Genomic DNA, 24211 nt, shown 5'->3' on the forward strand with positions numbered 1-24211 from the left:
AGGTGACAAAAGCTGTCTTGCAGGTCATACATGGCCCAAATCATCCGGCACGCCAGGACGGAGACCGCACATGGAAAGCAACGAAATCTACGCCCCCGTTCGCACCCCGAACGACGCGGACCAGCCGAAGAATACTGACGGCGAGGTTACTCTGTCGGATGCCGAAAAAGACCCGCGAACCGATATTGAAGTAAGCGAACGCCATGCCGAGGCCGAGCTTGCTGCCGCAGCCGAGGGCGAAGAAGATATTCATTGTGATGTTGACAGCCTGGGTGACGTTGATGCAGGCGGGCTTGTCGGGGAACCTGCCGCGATTGTTGGCACCAAGATTGTCGCACCGGGCAAGGCGGGTACGGCCGCCCCGGTCTGGATTGATTTGTTGGAGCCAACAGCCAGCGAGTTGCGTGCGATAGAGGCCCGCTTTGGCATCGAGGTGCCAACCCGTGAGGAAATGCAGGAAATCGAGCTGTCATCGCGGTTATATGATGAAGATGGCGCGCTGTTCATGACCGTTACTATCCTGAACCGGGCCGCAACCGATGACCCGGAAAGCACGGCTGTGACGTTTATTCTGGCGAAAAAAACGCTGATCACCCTGCGTTATGCCGATCCGGTCCCGTTTAAAACCTTCACCCGGCGGGTCAAACGCTCGCCAGGGTTGGCAAGTTCATCCGATGCGGTGTTGCTGGGCCTGCTGGAGCAGATTGTCGACCGTCTGGCCGATATTATGGAAATTTCGGTGGCGGATCTGGAAAAAATCTCCAATGCGGTATTTTCCAAGGAAGGCAACGGGTCGGACCAGGACCATCATGAAAACCTGCGCCGCATTGGCCGGGCGGGCAACCTTGCCAGCAAGGCCAAGGACAGCCTGCTTAACCTTAACCGCATGGCGCTGTTTTTAAATACCCAGGCCCGGTTTAAAAAGGATGCCAAGGTCCGGCTGAAAACCCTGTCGCGCGATATTGTCTCGATTACCGAACATGCCAATTTTGTTGCCAACAAGGTGACGTTCCTGCTCGATGCCACCTTGGGCATGATTAACCTGGAACAGAACAATATCATCAAGATTTTCTCGGTCGCGGCGGCGGCTTTTTTGCCGCCAACCCTGATCGCCAGCATTTATGGTATGAACTTTGAATTCATGCCCGAACTGCACTGGGAATTTGGTTATCCGCTGGCGATTGCCTTGATGGTTCTGTCTGCCGTCGGGCCGCTTTGGTATTTCAAGCGGAAAGGCTGGCTTTAAAACGTGTACGATAGTCGCTTGGCGCAACGCCAAGGTTTTTAACAAATACCCGGCGCAGGCGTTCATCATCGCCAAAGCCGCATAAAACGGCGATTTTTCCGATGGTCAGGTCGCTTCCTTCCAGATAATGGCGCGCACTTTCCAGTCGCAGGGCCTCCAGCGCGCGGGCCGGGCTGTTGTTGGTTTCGCGGGTATAAAGGCGCGAAAAATTGCGCGGGCTCATATTTGCCTGTGCGGCCAGGTCTTCAACGCTTAACGGTAAATGCAGGTTTTTGCGCATCCAGATATGCAATGCGTCAAATCGTCCGCCTTTATCCGTGCCTTGCTGGCTAAGGGGCTGGCTGAATTGTGATTGTCCGCCGGGGCGTTTGATAAACATGATCAATCCGCGTGCCACCGCTAGTGCCTGTTCCCGGCCCAAATCCTCCTCGATCATGGCAATCGCCATGTCGATGCCGGTTGTCACCCCCGCCGATGTCCAGACCGGACCATCGCGCACATAAATCGGGTCCGTTTTCACATGCGCATCGGGAAAATGTTGGGCCAAACGCTCGCACCAGCGCCAGTGTGTGACAACTTCGCGACCGGCAAGGTAGCCCGCCTGACCCAGTAAAAAGGCCCCGATGCAAATTGATGCCACGCGCCGCACCCGGTTTTGCTGCGCGACCAGCCAGTTCAGCAAAACCGTATCCTGCAGGGCATCGAGCTTTTCGTCGGTTCCGGCAATGATCAGGGTGTCGATGGGATGTTTGGATATTTCGGTTAGGGCCAGGGTGGGCAGGGCAATGCCGGTATCGGTCAGGATCGGCCCGCCATCGCGCGATACTAGCACGATGTCATAGGGCAGGCGGTGATCTTGCGTTTTGTCCAAGGCGGTCGTTCGCCCGCAATTCACGCGGTCATCGGCCAGCAGATTGGCATCGTGAAAGGCCTGCAACGGTCCGGTTACGTCCAGCAGCACAGAATCTGGTGTTATGACAAAAACGATCCGGCGCTGTTTCATTTTGCTGCCTTTTGTGTGGTCAGGCCTGTTATACAGGTATTTGGCATAAAATAAGGGATATTTGTCATTTATGCCATATGTGAATGGCGTAATCTGTGACGAGAGCAAATCACCCCGAACCGATCCCCGTAATGGCAGGTAAATAATGATATTCGATGATCCCAAAACGTATGCCAAAGAACACGGGCTTCCTGTCCTGATGCTGATTGACTGGCAAACAGGGTTTCGTGATCTGGATTATTGGGGGCCGCGCAATAATCCTGTGGCGGAGAGCAATGCGGAAAAGCTGTTGTCATTTTGGCGGCAGCAGGGTGGCCGCATCATTCATGTTCGCCATGATTCAACCACGCCAGCGTCGCCGTTATTCCCCGGTAAGGACAGCCATGCCTTCGAGGCATTTGCCACCCCGCAGGCGGACGAGGCAGTGTATGGTAAAAACGTCAATTCCGCTTTTATTGCTACGACACTGGAAGATGATTTGCGCGCCGCCGGGCACACCAGACTGGTGATGAGTGGCATCAGCACGGACCATTGTGTAAACACGACAACACGCATGGCCGGAAATCTGGGCTTTGATGTTACATTGGTGGCGGATGCCTGTTTTTGTTTTGACCGCATCCACCCCGACGGGCGCATTATTCCGGCGCAAATGGTTCATGATGTGCATCTTGCTGCCCTGTCAGGTGAATTTGCAAAAATCGCCAGCACGGATGCGGTGATAAAGCAGCACAGTTAATGCAATTGACTCGCAATAAGTAAATGTGCAACTTGGGCGAAACGTTTACAGGAGGCCGGAATGGCGAAAATTGAAACCCGTGATCAATTGCGTGGCATTTACGGCGATCCGATGGAAATTGCGCTGCAAAAAGAACTGTCTGTTCTTGATAAGCATTGCCGCCGGTTTATTGAACTTGCCCCTTTTGCCGTGATTTCGTCGGCCAATGAAAAGGGCGAGGGCGATGTTAGCCCGCGGGGCGATGGCCCGGGCTTTGTGAAGGTGCTGGATGACAAAACCATTCTGATGCCGGACCGCCCCGGCAACCGCCGCCTTGATACATTATCCAATATTCTGGTCAATCCTCAGGTGGGTTTGCTGTTTATGGTGCCGGGCATGAATGAAACCCTGCGCCTGAACGGCACGGCAGAAATTCGCGATGATGCCGACTTGCTGGCGCTGTTTGCCGATACCGGCAAGCTGCCGATTTCCGTGATTAAAATGACGGTCCGCGAGGCTTATCTGCATTGTGCCAAGTCGCTGATGCGCTCGCGCCTGTGGCAGGCGGATGCGCAAATTGACCGGAAATCCTTCCCGACCCTGGGCGCGATTATCAAGGATCAGCTTTCGCTGGCAAGCGGCGATGAACAAACCCAGGAAGAAACCGATGCCTATTTCGCCAAGTCGATTGCGGAAAAAGGCTAGGATTTTTCGCCATTATCGCGCGACATTTAGCCCGGTGTTGAAAGATGCCGGGTTTTTGCCATGTGGCAGACTTAACAGAACAATTAGCATGTGAAAGAAATACCAGATGGCCTGTAAGCCGGGTTCTGTCCCTGCGGCGAACCGCATTGTATGGCCATTCATCTGGGACATTCGTCACCGAATGCCTCCTGCAACCAACCCGAATGGTGGCCCGAAAACCGACCTGCCGACAGCGGCGAACCGCCCGGCCGACCATTCCTATTAGGTTTTGCTCCCGGTGGGGTTTACCATGCGTCCCGCGTTACCGAGGGACCGGTGCGCTCTTACCGCACCCTTTCACCCTTGCCCGATGGCTTGCGCGATCGGGCGGTTTGCTTTCTGTGGCACTTTCCCTGGGGTCGCCCCCGCCAGACGTTATCTGGCACCGTGTTTCCGTGGAGCCCGGACTTTCCTCCCCTTCCTGCGTTGCCACAGGAAAGGGCGACCATCCAGCCATCTGGTGGGCGCGGTTTACGCTAGCGCGCCCGCAAGGTCAAGCAAAAGCGGTATTCGCAGGAAGGATTGAAACCGGGTATGCCAGCCCGGATTAAAGTCTGCCTGCCCCTTGAAAAAGGATGGGCTGCTTCACTACTTAAGGATAGTTATTTATATACCTATTATTGGAAGAATTCTATGCTCAAGGTGGGGCTGCGCCAGCTTTGTTTCGGTTTTCTGGTTCTGGCGATCGCGGGGCTGCCATTGGCGCGGTCCCAGGCCGCGACAGAGGCGGTGCGACTGTGCTTTACCCGGTGGGAACCTTATGCCTACGATGATGGTAACGATACCGGACCTGCGGGCCTGGCAATTGATATTGCCAAGCGTGCCTTTGACCTTGCGGGGCGTGCGGTGACTTTTGTGCAAATGCCCCATTCGCGCTGTCACATCGGTATTCGTATGGGTCATTATGACGGCATTCTGTTTGAAAGCCTGAAAGAAAAACCGGTTGAAAAACTGGTGACGTCGCGTTTCGCCCTCGTCAACAGGGTGTTGGTTGCCGTGGTGCGTGAAAGCTACCCGAAAGCAGGCTATGACGGGCTTTCGACATTTCAGGGGGCAAACTGGCTGCGCGTCGTCGGGGACGATTATCCGGAAAAGATCATTGATGATCCGGATATGTATCCGGTTGATGTGGGCGAAAATGCCCACGGCCTGTTAATGTTGCGCCGAAACTATGTGGATGTCGTGTTTCGCGATCTGGCAAGCCTGCATTTTGGGTCCGATGCCGTCAAGGGGACGCCGGGCCTGAAAACCCTGTTGCCTGCGGTAGATGTCGAACCCTTTTATATGCGGCTGGAGGAACGGCTGGCCCCGGTCATGAAGGGCTATGACGATGCCATTGCCAAAATGCTGTCAGATGGCAGCATTGATCATCTGTTTTACCGACATCTCGGTTTTAGCCAGATTGCCTTCAATCATTATTTTTCCGGCGATGAAACACCGGTTTTGCCGCAGGACCGTTTAATGCCTTAAGGCTCTGACGTGCTTTGGCACCACGGCGGGCATTGGGCAATCAGGTCTTTTAAGATGGCAATGCTTTGCGCATCGGCATGACCATTCAGGCAGGTGGGCCGCCAGTGTCGCTGAAAGGCGACACGGTTATGAACCGGGTCGCCAGGGCCGTAACCAAATTGCAAAAGCAGGCTGTCAAACAGGGCTTCGCAATCGGCATTTTCATCGCGCAACGGAGGCGTGTCCCCTGTCGGATCAGGGGGGCTGCCTGTTTCGTCAACGGACAGGGCCGCGATATTTTTTGGCGATGTATGATGTTCGCCTGCGGCAATGGCTGTGTTTACCTGTGCATCCTCAAAAGTGTTTTGACTGGTGTCAGAGGACGGGTTTGCTGCGTCCTCGCGTGGCCACAGGCCAATGCCTTCGGCTGCAAGCTGGTGCCAGGGGAAAAGCTCGCCCGGGTCTTCCTTGCGGTCTGGTGCCATGTCGGAATGGGCGATGATGTGATGGGCCGGTATGTTGTGCCGGGCAAGAATGGCCTTGATAAGCACCTTCAGGGCATCAATTTGGCGCACAGCAAAGGGGCGATAGCCAAATTCATGCCCGGGATTGACAATTTCAATGCCAATGGCGCGCGAATTGACATCACAGCACCCGCGCCATTGGCCGCGCCCGGCATGCCAGGCGCGCTTTGCCTCGGCAACAAGCTGATAAATGCAGCCATCTTCCTCGATCATATAGTGGGCGGAAACCTGGGAGGCCGGGTCGCACATCCGTTCAAGCGCCATTTCGCCGCTGGGCATGCCGGTATAATGCAAGACCAGCATGTCAATCGCAGTTTCGGCAGGGCGTTCGCCAAAATTGGGCGAGGGGTGCCAGATAATGGGCTGTTCGGAGTGTTCCGGCATTGTTTTTAATCCATCCCCTGTTCCTGGTTCTGCGGTGGTTTGCGAAACATGATCACGGCAACACCGGCCAGAACGGTTAGTCCGCCAACAATTTTAAACGTGCTGATGCTTTCCCCAAATACCAGGATAGACCCGGTCACACTGATCACCGGTGCCAAAAGCGACCACGGCACGACCTGGTTTACATCATAGGTCTTGAGCAAATAGTACCACGACCCGTAAGCTACGATCGATGACATGATCACGGTGAAGCTCAAATTCGCCCACGCTACCCAGCTTGCATTTATAACGGCATGGATGGCGCCCGGTTCCAGAATAAATGACAAAACCAGCAATTGCGGTGCCGCCATTAGGCCCATCCAGCCATTCAGCTCGAAGGTGTTGATGTCGCCCAGCTTTTTGATCAATACATTGGCAACCGCCCACATTAGGGCGGCAAACACCACCAGCAGCAGCGGCAGTTTCACGTCGGTCATTGACGGGTCCCAGAACATCAGGGTCACACCGACAAAGGCCAGCGTCATGCCCAACAGGCGTTTCCAGCCCAGCCGGTCGTTGAAAAAATATGTCGCCAGCATGGATGAAAAGGGCACGCCAAGTAAAATGATGATGGCGACCGGCCCGGCATCCAGCATGGAAAGCGCGCAAAACAGAACGCCAAAATGCCCGGTGCCAAACACAAATGACAACAGCGCCAGTTTTGGCAGTTTGTCACGCGGGACCTGGGTAAACGGAACCAGCAGGGCCGCAACCGCAAGAAAACGAATGGCGGTAAGCATCATTGGAGGGATTTCGCCAACCGCGCCTTTGACGGTCAGCATATTGATGCCCCAGATAATGGCGACAGAAAGCGATAATAGTGCGGCTTTGAGGGGCATAAACAACCTGAAATCAAGAGTGACGCAGCCTGCCGGGCAGGCACCGCATAAAACTTCTGGTCGTTATGGTTACGTGTTTGTTTTGACTCACTCAAGTTTATTGCGCGCCGGGCACCAATGCACAAATGTGCAGTCTGTGCTGGTGGTGTTGATGTTTGTCGCAATAAAAAGGGAAAGCTGCGGTTGTGCAGCTTTCCCTTTTAAACCCTGGGGGCAGGACCTGTTGATTTCCGGCAGGGTTAGTCGATACCCAGTTCCTCGCGCAACATTTCCAGTTCCAGCCAGCGTTCTTCGGCCGTGGCAATTTCGGCGCGGGCGGCTTCCATGCGGTCCACCTTTTTCTGGAAGGCTGCCGGGTCCGATGTAAACAGGCTGCCATCGGCAAGTTCCGCTTCCAGCTTGGCAATCTCGCCTTCCAGCTTTTCGATGGTGGCGGGCAGCATGTCGTAATCGCGCTGGTCCTTGTAGCTTAGCTTGCCTTTGGCTTTGGGCTTGGCCGGTGTGGCATCGGCGGTGCCGCCTTTGTCACCACCGCCGCGTTTGATCGGCTTGGTGTTTGACGCGCCATTGTCAGCCTCGGCCTTGGCCGAGAGCTTGCGCAGATGCACATAATCCGAATAACCACCGGGATATTCGGTGGCAATGCCATTGCCTTCCATCACGATGGAGGAGGTGACGACGCGATCGAGAAAATCACGGTCATGGCTGACCAGAAGCAGCGTGCCTTCATATTCCGACAGCATTTCCTGCAACAGATCCAGCGTATCCATATCCAGATCGTTGGTCGGTTCGTCCATGATCAGAAGGTTGGTGGGTTTTGCCAGTTCCTTTGCCAGCAGCAAACGGTTGCGTTCCCCGCCTGAAAGGGCGCCGACGGGACTTCTTGCCTGTTTTTCGTCAAACAGGAAATCGCGCAGATAACTGACCACATGGCGTGGATTGCCGCGCACCATAATCTGGTCGCCGCCCACATCGCACAGGGTATCCCACAGGGTTTTGGTATCATCCAGGGCGGCGCGTTTCTGGTCAAAATAGGTCGGCGTCAGGTTGGTGCCGATTTTAACCGTGCCTTCGTCGGGCTCCAACTGGCCGGTCAGGATTTTCAGAAGTGTGGTTTTGCCCGCCCCGTTCGGGCCGATGATGCCCACCTTGTCGCCGCGTAAAATGCGGGTGGAAAAGCCTGAAATAATGTGTTTGTCATCCCAGGATTTGCCAATATCGGTGGCCTCGATCACCACCTTGCCCGACGTGCTGCCGGTTTCGGACGCCAGCGATACATTGCCAATCCGCCCCACCTGTTGCGAGCGTTCATGGCGCATTTCATACAGGCGGCGCAGGCGGCCCTGGTTGCGTTTGCGCCGGGCGGTAATACCCTGTACCGCCCAAACCGATTCCTGGGCAATCAGCTTGTCCAGCTTGGCGCGTTCTTCGGCTTCCTTGCGGTAAACCTCTTCGGACCAGTCATCAAAATGGGCAAAGCTTTGGTCGTTGCGGCGTAAAACCCCGCGATCCAGCCACAAAACCCCATTGGAAACCGCATTCAAAAAGGCGCGGTCATGCGAAATCACCACAACGGCCCCGCGAAACGCCTTGATCTCGCTTTCTAGCCATTCAATCGTTGGCAGGTCGAGATGGTTGGTTGGTTCGTCCAGCAGCAAAACCTGCGGATCGGCGATCAGGGCACGGGCAATGGCGGCCCGGCGGCCTTCACCGCCTGAAAGGGTGCTGGGGTCGGCTTTGGGGTCAATTTTAACGGCATCGAGCAGCATATCGGCCCGATAGGCGTAATCCTGCTCATGGTCCTCCAGCGCGCTTAGGACATAATCCTCGACCGTGGCATAATCGGCAAAGCGCGGCTCCTGGGCCAGATAGGCGACCTTGCAGCCAGGCTGGACAAAGCGTTCGCCGCCATCGGCCTCGATTTCACCGGCAATGATTTTCAACAGCGTGGACTTGCCGCCGCCATTGCGACCGACCAGGCACAACCTGTCGCGTTCGCCAATGGCGACCGAGACGTCGGAAAACAGGTCATTGCCGCCAAAGGTCAGGCGGATGTCGTTCATATTGATCAGTGGTGGCGCCATGAAAAATCAAAACCCCGAAAACGGTATTGTTAATGCCCCCTGCAAACCGCAAAATGCGTTGCGGTGCAAGTGAAATCATATGATGTGATGTTGGGCCATGCCGGTTGTCGATCGCCCACTGGCTATTGCAAGGTGCGATCAAACCACAGTCGAAAGCCGGTTGACCCAATGGTCAAATATGGCGTTCCTTGCAAATCTGGTCCCAGGCTGCGTTGATACGGGCCATTTTTTCGTTGGCCTGTTCCACAAATTCCTCGGGCATGCCCTTGGCCATCAAAAGGTCGGGGTGATTCTCGCGCGAGAGTTTGCGATGTGCTGCCTTAAGCTCTTCATTGCTGGCAGATCGGGTCAGGCCCAGTTGTTTATACGGATCCTGTTCGCTGCGCGGGGCGGTGCTGCCCTGGTGAACACGGTCAAAATCAACATCTTCAAAGCCGAAAATCATGGCAACTTTGCGAAGATATTCCTTTTCTGCCGGGTGCAGTGTGCCATCGGCCAGGGCAATCTGGTGTAAGGCTTCAAGGATGCTTTCGAGAACCGCGCGTTCACCGGCAAACATTTGCGCAATTTGCCGGGCATAGGGTTCGTAACCATCAGGCGACCGGCGGGCGGCATCAAATATCTGGCCGACCTGGGCGGCATCGGGGCCGCTAACGCGAAACAGGCGCTTGAAGGCGTTTATTTCCTCGCGGGTGACGGTGCCGTCCGCCTTCGCCATCTTCGCCGAAAGCACAATAACCCCGGTGGCAAAGGCGACCTGACGCGGGTCCGCCCCGCCAAACTGACCACCAAATTGTCCGCTATATTGCCCTGTGCGCTGCCCCCACGGGTTGCCGCCACCATGCTGGCCCCACGGCCCGCCTGATGAAATGCGGTCCTGGCTGAAGCCGCCATTATTGGCCCGATCCACCATATGGCCCGCCGCGGCACCCAAAATGGCACCCAGCGGTCCGCCCAGGGCAAATCCCGCAGCGCCGCCAATAATTTTGCCCCAGATGCTCATGGTTTCAATGCTCCGATTGTCAAAGGCGGTGCAATGAAACACGGCGCCGGATTGTTTAAGATCGTCTCAGAAATAGGATAATACTTCTGTATCGGCAAGGGGGGCCATCATGGCCATTATTTTACAATATTACATTGAAACGGTGGCGCCGGGTACCAACCTAAGGATAGTTATTATCCTTAGGTATTAAATGGGTGCGCTTTCATGCAATTCCTGTCAAAGTTCCGGCTTATTTATCAAATTTCTCTGATTGGGGCGATTGCGCTTGTTGTTTTTGCGTTTGTTGCCATCGGACAGTTTGTTTCCAACCAGTCCCGCCAGAAGGCAGAGCAGGCAGCTCAGGTCGCGACAGCAGATCGGCAAATGATCGGCGAGGTCTCGTTGGAGTTTTTAAATGCGCGACGTCGGGAAAAAGACTTTCTGCTGCGCCGGGACGAAGAATATGTCGATCTGCATGGTACCACTGTTTCCAGGGTTCTTGACGGGTTGAATTATTTGCGTGCCCGTTCGGAAATGTCGGCTGACTATGCAGTTATCGAACAGATTAGTGGTCTTTTCCAAAACTATGCCACAGCTTTTGGCGATGTTGTTGCCTTGCAGCGTGATATTGGTCTGGATGAAAAAAGCGGATTGATGGGGAAGTTACGTGCCTCGGTTCACGCTGTTGAAAGCGATTTGAAAAAATACGATGCCGATAAACTGACAGTCCTGATGCTGATGATGCGACGGCACGAGAAGGATTTTCTTGCCCGGCTGGACCGTAAATATCTTGCTGAAATACAACAGCGTTTCGCGGAATTTGAAGCGGCTCTGTCGATCAATGATGACATGCCGGCATCGGATAAAACCCGTTTGTTGCAGTTGATGAGGTCTTATGTTGCCGATTTTGCGAATGTGGCCGATGCCATCTTGCAACGCGAAGAAAAACTCGTGCGTTTGAGTGATTATTTTAGCGCGGCAGAGCCGCTTTTGGCGTCATTGACCGCCAAGGTTGATGCCTATGCAAGTGACCAGCGTGCGGATGCCAAAATTATCGCCCAAAAAAGCCTTCAGCTGAGTATTTTTGCCTTTGTTGCAGGGGCTGTCATTCTGCTTGTCATGTCGGTTTTGTTGTCTCGCGGGATAGTGTCAGCCATTACGGCGCTGACAGGGAAGATGACCCGTCTAGCCCACAACGATTTTGATGTGGACCTGTCCGAAGCCAGCCGGAAGGACGAAATTGGCGAAATGGGGCGGGCGGTGATGGTGTTTCGTGAAAACGGCATTGAACGCGCTAAACTCGAGGCAGAACAGGCCCGCCAGCAGGAAGAACGACGCATTCGTATGGAAAAACAGGAGCAGAATATCCTCGAATTTGATGCGGTTGTGGTCAAGGTGATGGCAACCGTAGAGGAGGCGGTTCAAAGGTTGCATGGTTCGTCTTCCGTGTTGCGCAGCAGTGCTGAAACATCGTCGCGTCAGTCAATGGGCGTTTCTTCCGGAGCGGAGGAAGCCTCGGCAAATGTGCAGCTGGTGGCAACCGCAGCAACTGAACTTGCCGCTTCAATTAGCGAAATTTCCAGTCAGGTCAGCGATACCTCGAACATGGCTGTTACGGCATCCGAACGTGCCCGTGCCACCAGCAATAACATCCAGCGTCTGGATGATGCGGCTGTGCATATTGGCGAGGTGATCGGCCTGATTAGCGACATTGCAGGGCAAACCAATCTTTTGGCATTGAATGCCACGATTGAGGCGGCCCGTGCCGGTGACGCCGGCAAAGGGTTTGCTGTGGTTGCCGGTGAGGTCAAAAATCTTGCTACCCAAACTGGTCGGGCGACCCAGGAAATTATCAATCAGGTGACGGGTATTCAGGGCGCAACCCGAGATGCTGTTGCCGCGATAGAAGAAATTGTTGGCATGATTGCCGAAATCAGCCAGCGCGCCTCTGCCGTGGCCGCTGCGATTGAGGAACAGACCGCTGCAACCAGCGAAATTTCACAGAATGTGGAGCAAGCCGCCGTCGGCACCGAAGAAATTTCGGCAGCGATGGCGGGTTTGAGCGGGGCTGTTGCCGACACAAACAGTGCCGCTGGCGATGTTAGCCGTTCAGCCACTGATCTGGGGCGGGAAAATAACCAGTTGCAGCAGGAGGTGCATAGCTTCCTTGACAGGATGCGGGCGCTTTGATGACAAAACGTTGGTAACTGTTGGGTGAGAGGGCTTGTTAATGGCGGAGTTTTTGCAATAAAGTAACGGTAAACCGTTATATTGTTGTTCCGGATGGTGGTTGTTGTCCGGTTCGTGTTTCGGTTACGTGCGTCAAAAAAATAACTGGAACGTCAAACATGGCCGAAAAACAGCGAATTGTTTCTTCCTCTCACCTGGTTTCCGACCGTGCTGCGGAACTCTCCGAACTGGAATTTGCCCTGATCCTGTCGGGCAATGCTTTTAACCGCTGGGTTGTGCGCTGCATGCGGGCGGCCGGAATGCCCGATCTGTCCATTCTTGATATTCTGGTTCTGCATAATGTGAATTCGCGCGAACGGGAAAAAAGCCTGTCGGAAGTGTGTTTTGTGCTGAATGTCGAAGACAGTCATCTGGTGAATTATGCGCTGAAAAAATTGCGCAAGCAGGGGCTGGTGGACGGCATCAAGCGGGGCAAGGAAGTGCATTACGCCACCTCGAAGGAAGGCCGCGAGCTGTGCCAGCGTTACCGCGAAGTGCGTGAAGCCTGCCTGATTGAAACCTTCGAGCGGCTGGGGGTTAATCGCGATGAAGTCGGCGATGTTGCCAAAACCCTGCGCGCCATTTCCGGTGTTTATGACCAGGCCTCGCGCGCGGCAAGTGCAATGTAAGTTTGACTGTTCCAAATTTCCTGCCGGCTTTGATCTGCAGGCAGGAAGGGGCCAGCGAATGATGTAAGCCGAGTCTTTTCCAATTCAAAATCAGCGTTTGAAGCGGCAGCTTTCCGTGCGGAAGGCTGCCGTTTTGTATGGGGGCGCAATGCCCGTTTTCCATCAGAACAGTCGAATGAAGATTTTATTTCAGCGTATTAAGGCCGCTTAAGGCTGATTAAAAAATAAGCATCCAGCTTTTTGCATGTCTGTTATGAAAGTACGTTGACAAAATGACGATAAAATGTAACCGTTTTGTTGGAAGGCTAAATTGAAAACTAAAAACGGGAGACTGATAACATGTTTAAAAAGGCGCTTTCGGCTGTTGCCGTCGCGGCGATGACCTTTTCGGCCGGTGCCGCAATGGCCGCCGAGAAGTGGGACATGGCAACCCCTTACCCGGATGCGACATTCCATACCCAGAACATTGTGGAATTTGCCAAGGATGTAGATGCGGCAACCAATGGTGAACTGGCGATTACGGTTCATTCCGGCGGTTCCCTGTTCAAACATGCGGAAATCAAACGGTCGGTTCAGCGCGGGCTGATACCGATTGGCGAAGTGCTGATTTCGCTTCTGGCCAACGAAGACCCGGTTTACACCGTCGATGCCATTCCGTTTCTGGCAACCAGCTATGACGATGCAAGGAAGCTGTGGGCGGCATCGCGCAGCACGATCGAGGAAAAGCTGGCAAAAGACGGCCTGAAAGTGCTTTACGCCGTGCCGTGGCCTGCCCAGGGCCTTTATACTGCCAAAGAAGTCAATTCGGTTGAAGACCTCAAGGGGCTTAAATTCCGTGCCTATAACGCCACCACCTCGCAGCTTGCCGAATTGACCGGCATGGTCGCAACCCAGGTGGAAGTCCCGGAAATTCCGACGGCCTTTGCCACCGGTATTGTCGAGGCGATGATGACCTCGCCCTCGACCGGGGCCAATACCAAAGCCTGGGACTTTGTTGATAATTTTTATGATGTGCAGGCATGGTTGCCCAAAAACATGGTGATCGTGAATGCCAAGTCCTTTGACCGCCTGTCGCCTGATGTGCAGAAAGCCGTGATGGACGCCGCCGCCAAAGCCGAAGAACGCGGCTGGAAAATGAGCATGGACGAAGCCGAAGCCAAAAAAGCCATCCTGAAAGAAAACGGCATGAATGTTGCCGCCCCCAGTGCCGACCTCAAGGCGGGCCTTGCCAAGGTTGGCGATGAAATGGTCGCCGACTGGCTCAAGGAAACTGGTGATACCGGCCAGGCCATCATTGACGCATACAAGAAATAATATCCATCCTGGGATGATCCGGGACCCGCTATGAGGCCCCGGATCATCTTCCGTCAAAATGATATTCTGTATCTCGCTATCAACCACCGGCCTGGCCGGGTGGAAAGGGGATCACTGTGCGTAAATCACTGGATATTCTTTTTAAGGTAACGTCGGTTTTGGCTGCTGTGTTTCTGGTGATGATCGCAGTGCTGATCCTGTCGCAATCCATCGGGCGTTTGTTTGGCTATGTTATTCCCGATGCCAATGAACTGTCGGGCTTTTCGCTGGCGGCAGGCATGTTTCTCGCCCTCGGCCCGGCCTTGCGGCATGGGGCGCATATTCGGGTTTTGCTGGTTGTCGGGCAGTTATCGGGTGTGCCGCGCCGCATCATGGACCTGATCACGCTGGCCTTTGCGGTTTTTCTGGCCGGTTACTTTACCTGGTGGATGGGTGTCCTCGCCCAGGAAAGCTTTTCCTATGGCGATGCGTCGCCGGGGGTTTTGGCCTTTCCCCTCTGGATACCGCAAACCGCGATGACCTTTGGTCTGGGTATGCTCACGCTCGCCCTGGTCGAAGGCTTGATAGATACGCTTTGGGGTCGTGCCACCGTGTTTGCCGACCGCGAAACCAGCGACATGACGGAATAAGGGATAGGTCACATGGAAGTTCTTGAAATCGGCCTGGTCCTGATGGCGCTGCTGTTCCTGTTTTTGGGCGCAGGGCTGTGGGTGGCATTGTCGCTGTTTGCCATCGGCATTATTGGTCTTGAGTTTTTTTCCGGCGCGCAAACCGGCCCGGTCATGGCAACCACCGCCTGGAGCAGCATTGCCACCTGGTCGCTGGCCCCGTTGCCACTGTTCATCTGGATGGGTGAAATCCTGTTTCGATCCCGCCTGTCCGAGGACATGTTTACCGGCCTGGCGCCGTGGTTAAACCGGCTGCCGGGGCGTCTGTTGCATGTCAATATTCTGGGCTGCGGTATCTTTGCGGCTGTTTCCGGCTCTTCTGCGGCAACGGCGGCCACCATTGGCCGTATGTCGATCCCCGAATTGCGCAAACAGGGTTACGCCGACAAGCTGATTTTGGGCACCTTGGCCGGGTCTGGCACGCTGGGTTTGCTTATTCCGCCGTCGATCATTCTGATTGTCTATGGCGTATCCGCCGAACTGTCGATTGCGCGTCTGTTTATCGCCGGTGTATTGCCCGGTATTATGCTGATTGTGCTGTTTATGGGCTTTGTTATGATATGGTCCACCATCCATAAGGACAAAATGCCTCCCGCAGCACCCAGCATTCCGTTTATGGACAAGGTGCGGGCATCGGGCCGTCTTATTCCGGTTATTTTGCTGATCTCGGCGGTGATTGGCTCGATTTACGGTGGCATCGCCACCCCGACCGAGGCCGCGGCCTTTGGTGTTGTCGGCGCGCTGATCCTGTCTGCCTTTAGCCGCACATTAAGCTGGGAGAGCTTTGTTGATGGTCTGATGGGGGCAACCCGCACGTCCTGCATGATCTGTTTTATTTTGGCCGGTGCCTCGATCCTGACGGTGGCGATGGGCTTTACCGGCATTCCGCGCGAACTGGCCGGGCTGATCTCGGACATGCACCTGTCGCCCTATGCCCTTTTGGCGATGCTGACCCTGTTTTTCATCGTCATGGGCTGTTTCCTTGATGGCATTTCGGTGGTGGTGCTGACCACCTCGGTCATTTTGCCGATGGTGCAGGCTGCCAATATCGATGCCTTGTGGTTTGGCATCTATCTGGTGCTGGTGGTTGAAATGTCGCAAATCACCCCGCCGGTTGGCTTTAACCTGTTTGTTTTGCAGGGGCTGACGGGCAAGAACCTGTTTTCCATCGCCGTTGCGGCGCTGCCATTTTTCTTTTTGCTGATGGCCGCTGTGGCGCTGATCACGATTTTCCCCGGCATTGCCACCTGGCTGCCGACGCAAATGAACTAGGCAATGTGCGGCCAGCATGGCCGGTCCCGTTGTCCCGCTATTTCTGAATTTCGGATGCTGAAGGAGTAAGCATCATGGCTTCGCCTGATCAAAATACATCGCAAACCAACACGGCCGATACGGCAAAGTGGCAGTTCTGGGTGGACCGTGGCGGCACCTTTACCGACATCGTGGCCCGCAAACCCGATGGATCGCTGGTAACGCACAAGTTGCTGTCGGAAAACCCGGAACGCTATAAGGACGCCGCCATTCAGGGCATTCGCGATCTGTTAGGTGTGGCCGATGATGAAGCCATCCCGGCAGAAAAAATCGAAGCGGTGAAAATGGGCACCACCGTTGCCACCAATGCGCTTTTGGAACGCAAGGGCGACCGCACGGTTCTGGTGACAACCACGGGCTTTCGCGATGCGCTGCGCATTGCCTATCAAAACCGTCCGCGCCTGTTTGACCGCAACATCAAACTGCCCGAAAGCCTGTATGAACAGGTGATCGAGGCCGCGGAGCGTTTTAACGCCAATGGCGAAGAACTGACGCCGCTGGATCGTGACCAGTTGCGTACTGATCTGCAGGCCGCCTTTGACGATGGCATTCGCGCCTGTGCGATTGTGTTCATGCACGGCTATCGCTACAGCGCACACGAACTGGCCGCTGCTGAAATCGCTCGCGAAATCGGCTTTACCCAGGTTTCCGTCAGCCACGAAGTCAGCCCGCTGATGAAGCTGGTCTCGCGTGGTGATACCACGGTGGTGGATGCCTACCTTTCGCCCATTCTGCGCCGTTATGTGGACCAGGTGGCAGGCGAACTGGGCGGTGTGAAGCTGATGTTCATGCAGTCCAACGGCGGGCTGACCGATGCCTCCAAATTTCAGGGCAAGGATGCCATTCTCTCCGGTCCGGCGGGCGGTGTTGTCGGCATGGTGCGCACCGCCGAGATGGATGGCTTCAAGCAGGTCATCGGCTTTGATATGGGCGGTACCTCGACCGACGTTTCGCATTATGACGGCGAATATGAACGCGATTTTGAAACCCAGGTCGCCGGGGTGCGCATGCGCGCGCCGATGATGAAAATTCACACCGTTGCCGCAGGCGGCGGGTCCATTCTGCATTTTGATGGTGCGCGTTTCCGTGTTGGCCCCGACAGTGCCGGGGCCAATCCTGGCCCGGCGGCCTATCGTCGCGGCGGGCCGCTGGCCGTGACTGACATTAACGTCATGCTGGGCAAGGTCCAGCCCGATTTCTTCCCGCCGGTTTTTGGCCCCGAAGGCAACGAACCGTTGGATGACGCAGCGGTCAAATCCCGCTTTGCCGAAATGGCCGCCAAAATCAAGGCCGATACCGGCAATGACATGACCAGCGAAGAAGTGGCCGAGGGCTTTTTGCGGATTGCCGTTGAAAATATGGCAAATGCGATCAAGCAGATTTCGGTACAGCGTGGCTATGATGTGTCGGATTATATCCTGCAATGCTTTGGCGGGGCAGGCGGGCAGCATGCCTGCCAGGTGGCCGATACGCTGGGTATGACCCGTGTTTTTGTCCATCCTTTTGCCGGTGTTCTCTCGGCCTATGGCATGGGCCTGGCTGATATTCGGGCGATGCGCGAACAGGCGGTTGAAGCCCGCCTTAAAACCGATGAGCTGGCAAATCTGGACCAGCAGCTTGACAAGCTCGGTGTGGAAGCGCGTGGCGAATTGCACGAGCAAGGTATTGGTGATGATAAAATCCGCCTGCTGAAAAAACTGCATCTGCGCTATGACGGCACCGATAATCCGTTGATCGTTGATTTTGGCACGGCGGACGACATCAAGGCCCAGTTTGAAGACCAGCACAAACAGCGTTACGGCTTTGTGATGGAAGAAAAACCCCTGGTGGTCGAGGCGGTCGCGGTTGAAGCCATCGGCGAAACAGAAAGCTTACCGGATGCCGAAGCCGTGGATGACAGCGACGCATCGGTCAACGCGCTTGCCACCCGCCGTGTGGTGTTTGGCGGCGAGGCGCATGAGACACCGTTTTATAAACGCGAAGACATGAAGCCGGGTGCGGTTGTGACCGGCCCCGCGGTGGTTGTTGAACCGGTTGGTACCACCGTGATTGATCCGGGCTGGGAAGCCAGGGTTAATGGTCGGGATCATCTGGTTCTCACCCGCGTGGTGCCGCTTAAACGGACCGAGGCGATTGGCACCGAAGCAGACCCGGTGATGCTGGAAGTGTTCAACAATCTGTTCATGAATATTGCCGAACAGATGGGGGTGACGCTCGCCAATACCTCCTATTCGGTCAATATCAAGGAACGGCTCGATTTCTCCTGCGCGCTGTTTGACCAGCAGGGCCTGCTCATTGCCAATGCCCCGCACATGCCGGTGCATCTGGGCTCAATGGGGGAATCCGTCCAGGCGGTGATGACCAAAAATGCCGGGAATATGAAGCCGGGCGATGTGTATATCCTGAACGACCCGTATAATGGCGGCACCCATTTGCCGGACATTACCGCGATCACCCCGGTCTTTGACGATGCGGGCAAGGATATTCTGTTTTATGTCGCCTCGCGCGGGCATCACGCCGATGTGGGTGGGATCACGCCGGGTTCCATGCCGCCCAATTCCCGCGTGCTGGAGGAAGAAGGCGTTCTGATCGACAATTTCAAACTGGTTGATCAGGGCAAATTCGATGAAGCCGGGCTGCGCGCCCTGCTCGAAGGGGCGACCTATCCGGCACGTAACCCCTATCAGAACATTGCCGACCTGCAGGCCCAGATCGCAGCCAATGAAAAGGGCGTTCAGGAACTGCGCAAGATGGTCGATCATTTCGGTCTGGACGTGGTTCATGCCTATATGAAGCATGTGCAGGACAATGCCGAAGAAAGTGTTCGCCGGGTGCTCGAAGGGCTGAATGACGGTGAATTTGCCTATGAAATGGATAACGGGGCCGTTGTCCGTGTCAAAGTCACCATCGACAAGGCCAACCGGTCGGCCACGGTGGATTTCACTGGCACATCCAGCCAGCTGGATAACAACTTCAACGCGCCTTCGGCGGTCACGCGCGCGGCCGTGCTTTATGTGTTCAGGACGCTGGTCGATGATGACATTCCGCTCAATGCGGGTTGCCTGAAGCCGGTGAACCTGATTGTGCCCGAAGGCTCGATGCTCAACCCCGTGCATCCCGCCGCCGTGGTGGCCGGGAATGTTGAAACCAGCCAGCATGTTACCGATGCGCTTTATGCCGCCCTTGGCACCATGTCGGGGGCGCAGGGCACGATGAACAACTTCACCTATGGCAATGACCAGCACCAGTATTACGAAACCATCTGTGGTGGTACGGGGGCTGGTCCGGGCTATAACGGCACGTCGGGTGTGCATACCCATATGACCAACTCGCGCCTGACCGACCCCGAAGTGCTGGAATGGCGTTTTCCGGTCCTGCTCGAAAGTTTTGGTATCCGTACCGGTTCGGGCGGTGAAGGTAAATTCAGGGGCGGGGACGGCACCGTGCGCCGCATTCGCTTCCTTGAAAAAATGACCGCCTCGATCCTGTCGAACCATCGTCGCGTGCCGGGGCAGGCCGTGGCAGGCGGCCAACCGGGCAAACTCGGCCGCAATGCGGTTGAACGCACCGATGGCACGATTACCGAACTCAAAGGTACCGACGGTGCCGAAATGAATCCTGGTGACGTTTTCATCATCGAAACGCCCGGCGGTGGGGGGTACGGTAAGGCCTAAGCCTGCCCCTGATTCTTGCTAACGCACATTCCATTACCGGGCTGCATTCTTGTGTGGCCCGGTTTTCTGTTTTGAGGCAATCAGGCTTGCGAGGGCCAATTATTGGCCTGTTTTGTAGTTGCGCATGATTTCGGTGATCATAATCCGCCGCATATACATGTTATTGGCGCTGATTTTGCTGCCAAAATAAGAATCCTTGATGCCGAAATTTTTGCCGGACAATTGCTGGGCAAGATTGGCAAACAGGCATGTGCTTACGTTGTTACCCATAAGAATCGTTTGATGGCGATTTGGCAGGATTATAACGGATGACAGGTGAAAATATGAAACGTCTTGAAAGTATAACTGTTTCAGAACAGCCTTTTACGCTGATTTTGCAGTGGCAGGACGGAACACGGCAAAACGCTGATCTGTCTGGTCTGATTGCTCTGTCACGTCACTTTTCCGTTTTTGCCAATGATCCCGCAGCCTTTGCGAAGGTGCGCATCATAAACTGGGGGCACGGCATTGAATGGGAAAACGGGTTGGACTTTAGCGCCGAAAACTTGGCCCGGATCGCAAATGAACAATCCGATGAGGACGGACGTGTTTTGATTGAAGGTTTTCAAAAGCGTTTCAAGCTGACGAATGAACAGGTCGGCCAAGCCTTGGGGTATCGTGTCAGTCAGATCAAGAATTTCAAATCCGGTCATACGGCCGTTTCACTAGCTGTTCGCATCGCTATTCATACGATGGAGCATGAACCGACTGTTTTATATGCGCGCATGAGAAATGCCCTTAAATCAGATCGTTTGAAAACGTCAGCGTGATTTAACTTTCCTTATGTTCACCGGGTTGAGCGGATCTGGATTGTCTGTTTGAGGCGGTTTTAACTGTCACTTGTCCGGAGAGGGCACCCCGCGAAATAAAGGGCGATCAGCAGGCCTTGCCGCGGGCTTTGAAATGGTTACATTTGCCGGGGTTGCAAATGGTTGCACCATCCTTTTCCCGCTTCATTCGACAGGACAGGCTCTTTTGAAATTCATCATCGAGTATCAGCGTTACGCGGTTCTTGCCCTGGTAACGTTTCTGGCGATTGTATCGCTGCTGTGTGTGCCGTTAAGTGCCTGGTTCTGGCTGCCTTTCATTGTGTTTGGGGCGCTGGGGATGGTGGGGATTTATGATTTGCGCCAGTCGCGCCATTCGATCCTGCGCAACTATCCCGTAAGCGGCCATATCCGCTTTATTCTGGAAAGTTTCCGCCCGGAAATCCGTCAATATATGATCGAAAGCGACCATGACGAGGTGCCGTTCAGCCGCCAGTCGCGCGGGCTGGTCTATCAGCGCGCCAAGGGGGCGGAGGATAAACGGCCCTTTGGCACCATCGAAAATGTCTATGCGTCGGGCTATGCCTGGCTGACCCATTCCGTCTCGCCCACTGTGATCCCGGACAAGGATTTTCGTGTGCGCGTTGGCGGTTCGCAATGCAAGCAGCCCTACGATGCCAGCTTGTATAATATCTCCGCCATGAGCTTTGGTGCCCTGTCGGGCAATGCCATTTTGGCGCTGAACAAGGGGGCAAAAAAGGGGGGCTTTGCCCATGATACCGGCGAAGGCAGTATTAGCCGTTATCACCGCCAGGGTGGGGGCGATCTGATTTATCAGGTGGCGTCGGGTTATTTTGGCTGTCGTAATGAGGACGGGACTTTTTCGGCAGAAAAATTCGCCGAAACGGCTGCTGATCCCCAGGTCAAAATGATCGAGGTGAAGCTAAGCCAGGGGGCAAAGCCCGGGCATGGCGGCATGTTGCCCGCTGCCAAAATTACCGAGGAAATTGCCGAGGCGCGTGGTATTCCAATGGGGATGGATTGTATTTCCCCTGCCGCCCATCGCACCTTTTCAACCCCCATCGGGTTGATGGAATTTATCGCCCAGTTGCGGGACCTTTCCGGTGGCAAGCCGGTAGGATTCAAGCTGTGTATCGGTCATCGCCGGGAATTTATGTGCATCGTCAAGGCGATGTTGAAAACCGGCATTCTGCCCGATTTTATTGTCGTCGATGGCAAGGAAGGCGGCACCGGGGCTGCCCCGGTGGAGTTTGCCAACCGGGTGGGGATGCCGATGCACGAAGGCCTGACCTTTGTCCATAATGCCCTGCGCGGAGCAGGCATTCGTAACGAGATCAAAATTGGTGCGGCGGGTAAAATCGTTTCGGCCTTTGATATTGCCCAGGTTCTGGCGCTGGGGGCGGACTGGTGCAATGCGGCGCGCGGTTTCATGTTTGCCCTGGGCTGTATCCAGGCGCAATCGTGCCATACCAACAAATGCCCGGTCGGCATTGCCACCCAGGACCCGGTACGCCAGCGCGCAGTGGATGTGGGCGATAAAAGCGAGCGTGTTGCCCGTTTCCACCATAATACCCTGCACGCCCTGGCCGAAATTACGGGAGCCGCCGGGCTGAGTGACCCGCGCAATTTCATGCCCTATCATTTCATGTTCCGCCAAAAGGATAATGAATTCCTTGATGGGAATGAAATGTACCCCTACCTGCCGGAGGGGTTTCTGGTTTCCGGCCCGGAAATACCCGAACTGTCAGACTGGCACAGCCGCTGGGACCGTTCATCGGCCGAAACTTTTGCCCCGTCCGAAATTCCCTTCGGGCCGTTCAAAAAGCGCGAGATGGTGCATAACGCCTGATTAACAGGATTGAGCAGGAAAACTGACAGCGGGGCAGGTTTGAAAGATCTGCCCCGCTTTATATTTTGTGACCTGCTGTTGTTTTCGGCATTGTTCGTAAGAGGATGCGCGTTGCTGCCCGTTATGTCGGGCGGGGTGACCATAAACAGCAACCGAGTTGCCACACCACACACTACCCAGCCTGACAATTGTTACAATCCGAACGCGGTTTTTGTGCGCCTGTCGTGAATGTTTGCCAGGGCCGTGCCAGGGTTTTCATCATCAAAGGAGTCAAGGGCGGACTGTCCCACCTGATTGATCCAGAACCGGTCAAGCAGGGCAAGCTGGCTTGCGGGTAAAGGGCCAAATCGCGAAGTTTCAATACCGACAAGGGCCGCATGCGCCCCGGACAACGGGGTGGGAGAAAACTGGCAGGTAATACGATGCGCAAAGGCAGGTGCACCCTCGCCCAAAACCGGTACGTTATCGGAAAGTACACTGTCATCGGCATGGCGATAGGCAATGCGATCTGGCAGGATCTGGTAGATGAGTGTGACGCGATTGTGCGCCTCATCCATATCGGGCCACGTTAGCAAACGAAAGCGCAGACCTGCATTTTCAACACCCGGCAGGGCAACACGGCAGATATCGACCTGATACATATCCTGTTTTTCGCCGCCTGCCAAAAGCAGCGCCAGCAACAGCCCCGGCAAAATTTGCCAGCTCCTGATGATCCATCCCTGGCCCATATCGCCACCCTATTTTTGAGGATAGGTTATGATGTAAGTTTTACGGGAATTGTCAAAGGGAAACAAACTCAATGCCCCGCACCTGTCATAATCCTGCCCTGTTTTGACCGGCAAATTTGATTATCCGGGTTCGGAACGATATGCAGGAGAGTAACGTTGCAGTTCTGGTTCGCCCGGCAGGCGGGCCTGTCTTGACACCCATAATGCAAAGGATATTCCGTGGCAGACGTTATCGATTATGAAATCATCGGCAGTGAAATGCAGTTGGTCGAAATTGAACTTGATCCTGGCGAAGGGGTTCGCGCCGAGGCAGGGGCCATGATGTATATGGGCCACGGCATCACGATGCAGACCAACACCGGCGGTGGCCTGTTTTCCGGTTTTAAACGTATGCTGTCGGGCGAAAGCTTTTTTATCACAAGCTTTGTCCATGAAGGGGAAGGCAAGGGGCATGTCGCCTTTGCTGCACCCTATCCGGGCAAGGTGATTGACCTTAATCTGCGCGATTTTGGCGGCACCATTCTGTGCCAGAAAGACGGTTTTTTATGTGCCGCAGCGGGTATTGATATTGATGTCGCCTTTTCCAAACGTGTTGGTGCGGGGCTGTTTGGCGGCGAAGGCTTTATTTTGCAGCGGCTGACCGGCGATGGCATGGCCTTTGTTCACGCGGGTGGCACGATCGTGCGCAAGGATTTGCAACCGGGCCAGCGCATGCGGGTTGATACCGGTGCCTTGGTCGCCATGACCGACAGTGTGGATTATTCCGTCGATTTTGTCGGCGGGTTCCGCAATGCGCTGTTTGGCGGCGAGGGGCTGTTTATCACCACCCTGGAAGGCCCCGGCACCGTGTGGCTGCAAAGCCTGCCTTTTGCCCGCCTGGCCGACCGTATTGCTGCCGCCCTGCCCAAGGACCGCAACAAGGACTGATTTTCAGCCCGTTCAGTTCGATGGAACTTGTCCGCCGCCGCCCTCA

General features: G+C 55.1%; 20 protein-coding genes and 1 other RNA gene. 14 read left to right on the top strand and 7 right to left on the bottom strand.

From position 1 onward, the window contains the following. Nucleotides 1-70: 70 nt before the first annotated feature. On the top strand, nt 71-1246 hold the full coding sequence (gene corA / locus TH25_RS12290) for a magnesium/cobalt transporter CorA (RefSeq protein ID WP_258549133.1): 1176 nt from the start codon (nt 71-73) through the stop codon (nt 1244-1246). Here the strand turns inward: corA and TH25_RS12295 are convergent. Further along, on the bottom strand, nt 1224-2249 hold the full coding sequence (locus TH25_RS12295) for a GlxA family transcriptional regulator (protein WP_114088715.1): 1026 nt from the start codon (nt 2247-2249) through the stop codon (nt 1224-1226). The two genes, corA and TH25_RS12295, sit on opposite strands and share 23 nt — an antisense overlap. A gap of 145 nt (nt 2250-2394) precedes the next feature. On the opposite strand from TH25_RS12295, the gene TH25_RS12300 reads away from it, so the two are divergent. Both TH25_RS12300 and TH25_RS12305 read left to right on the top strand, forming a co-directional pair. After that, nucleotides 2395-2985, top strand: coding sequence for a cysteine hydrolase family protein (locus tag TH25_RS12300; protein ID WP_114088716.1), 591 nt, complete (start codon nt 2395-2397; stop codon nt 2983-2985). A 60-nt stretch (nt 2986-3045) separates the two neighbouring features. After that, nucleotides 3046-3669, top strand: a complete 624-nt coding sequence (locus tag TH25_RS12305; protein ID WP_114088717.1) for a pyridoxamine 5'-phosphate oxidase family protein — start codon at nt 3046-3048, stop codon at nt 3667-3669. Nucleotides 3670-3767: 98 nt separating this feature from the next. Here the strand turns inward: TH25_RS12305 and rnpB are convergent. Continuing rightward, nucleotides 3768-4169: RNase P RNA component class A (gene rnpB / locus TH25_RS12310), an RNA gene on the bottom strand. 172 nt (nt 4170-4341) lie between these two features. On the opposite strand from rnpB, the gene TH25_RS12315 reads away from it, so the two are divergent. Further along, nucleotides 4342-5178, top strand: coding sequence for a substrate-binding periplasmic protein (locus TH25_RS12315; protein ID WP_181847593.1), 837 nt, complete (start codon nt 4342-4344; stop codon nt 5176-5178). Here the strand turns inward: TH25_RS12315 and TH25_RS25640 are convergent. From TH25_RS25640 to TH25_RS12335, 4 genes are all read right to left on the bottom strand, one after another. Beyond that, complete coding sequence (locus tag TH25_RS25640; RefSeq protein ID WP_114088719.1) at nt 5175-6065, bottom strand: N-acetylmuramoyl-L-alanine amidase; 891 nt, start codon at nt 6063-6065, stop codon at nt 5175-5177. The two genes, TH25_RS12315 and TH25_RS25640, sit on opposite strands and share 4 nt — an antisense overlap. 5 nt (nt 6066-6070) lie before the next feature. Further along, entirely contained in the window at nt 6071-6943 is an 873-nt protein-coding gene (locus TH25_RS12325; RefSeq protein WP_114088720.1) for a DMT family transporter, read from the bottom strand. A gap of 239 nt (nt 6944-7182) precedes the next feature. Then, nucleotides 7183-9027, bottom strand: coding sequence for an ATP-binding cassette domain-containing protein (locus TH25_RS12330; RefSeq protein WP_114088721.1), 1845 nt, complete (start codon nt 9025-9027; stop codon nt 7183-7185). Nucleotides 9028-9199: 172 nt separating this feature from the next. Further along, the gene (locus TH25_RS12335) at nt 9200-10030 is read right to left on the bottom strand and encodes a TerB family tellurite resistance protein (protein WP_114088775.1); all 831 of its coding nucleotides are present in this window, start codon (nt 10028-10030) and stop codon (nt 9200-9202) included. A gap of 204 nt (nt 10031-10234) precedes the next feature. On the opposite strand from TH25_RS12335, the gene TH25_RS12340 reads away from it, so the two are divergent. The 9 genes from TH25_RS12340 (at nt 10235) to TH25_RS12380 (ending at nt 22510) form a co-directional block, all read left to right on the top strand. After that, nucleotides 10235-12199 (top strand): methyl-accepting chemotaxis protein, encoded by a 1965-nt coding sequence (locus TH25_RS12340; RefSeq protein WP_114088722.1) that lies wholly within the window; start codon nt 10235-10237, stop codon nt 12197-12199. Between the two features lie 158 nt (nt 12200-12357). Then, entirely contained in the window at nt 12358-12867 is a 510-nt protein-coding gene (locus tag TH25_RS12345) for a winged helix DNA-binding protein (protein WP_114088723.1), read from the top strand. Between the two features lie 339 nt (nt 12868-13206). Continuing rightward, nucleotides 13207-14181, top strand: coding sequence for a TRAP transporter substrate-binding protein (locus tag TH25_RS12350; protein ID WP_114088724.1), 975 nt, complete (start codon nt 13207-13209; stop codon nt 14179-14181). Nucleotides 14182-14297: 116 nt separating this feature from the next. Continuing rightward, complete coding sequence (locus TH25_RS12355; protein WP_114088725.1) at nt 14298-14810, top strand: TRAP transporter small permease; 513 nt, start codon at nt 14298-14300, stop codon at nt 14808-14810. Between the two features lie 12 nt (nt 14811-14822). After that, nucleotides 14823-16121, top strand: coding sequence for a TRAP transporter large permease (locus TH25_RS12360; RefSeq protein WP_114088726.1), 1299 nt, complete (start codon nt 14823-14825; stop codon nt 16119-16121). A gap of 74 nt (nt 16122-16195) precedes the next feature. After that, nucleotides 16196-19834, top strand: a complete 3639-nt coding sequence (locus TH25_RS12365; RefSeq protein WP_114088727.1) for a hydantoinase B/oxoprolinase family protein — start codon at nt 16196-16198, stop codon at nt 19832-19834. Between the two features lie 102 nt (nt 19835-19936). Next, nucleotides 19937-20146, top strand: a complete 210-nt coding sequence (locus TH25_RS25705; RefSeq protein WP_114088728.1) for a DUF4160 domain-containing protein — start codon at nt 19937-19939, stop codon at nt 20144-20146. Beyond that, complete coding sequence (locus TH25_RS12375; protein ID WP_114088729.1) at nt 20143-20643, top strand: DUF2442 domain-containing protein; 501 nt, start codon at nt 20143-20145, stop codon at nt 20641-20643. Before TH25_RS25705 ends, TH25_RS12375 begins: the two co-directional genes overlap by 4 nt. A gap of 205 nt (nt 20644-20848) precedes the next feature. Continuing rightward, nucleotides 20849-22510, top strand: a complete 1662-nt coding sequence (locus tag TH25_RS12380; RefSeq protein ID WP_220151406.1) for an FMN-binding glutamate synthase family protein — start codon at nt 20849-20851, stop codon at nt 22508-22510. A 191-nt stretch (nt 22511-22701) separates the two neighbouring features. Here TH25_RS12380 and TH25_RS12385 read toward each other — a convergent pair whose 3' ends face one another. After that, complete coding sequence (locus TH25_RS12385; RefSeq protein ID WP_114088731.1) at nt 22702-23238, bottom strand: hypothetical protein; 537 nt, start codon at nt 23236-23238, stop codon at nt 22702-22704. A gap of 219 nt (nt 23239-23457) precedes the next feature. Between TH25_RS12385 and TH25_RS12390 the strand changes: the two genes are divergently transcribed. Further along, nucleotides 23458-24165, top strand: a complete 708-nt coding sequence (locus TH25_RS12390) for a TIGR00266 family protein (protein WP_114088732.1) — start codon at nt 23458-23460, stop codon at nt 24163-24165. Nucleotides 24166-24211: the final 46 nt, after the last annotated feature.

It is taken from the genome of Thalassospira profundimaris, assembly GCF_003326755.1.
GTDB lineage: Bacteria > Pseudomonadota > Alphaproteobacteria > Rhodospirillales > Thalassospiraceae > Thalassospira > Thalassospira profundimaris_B.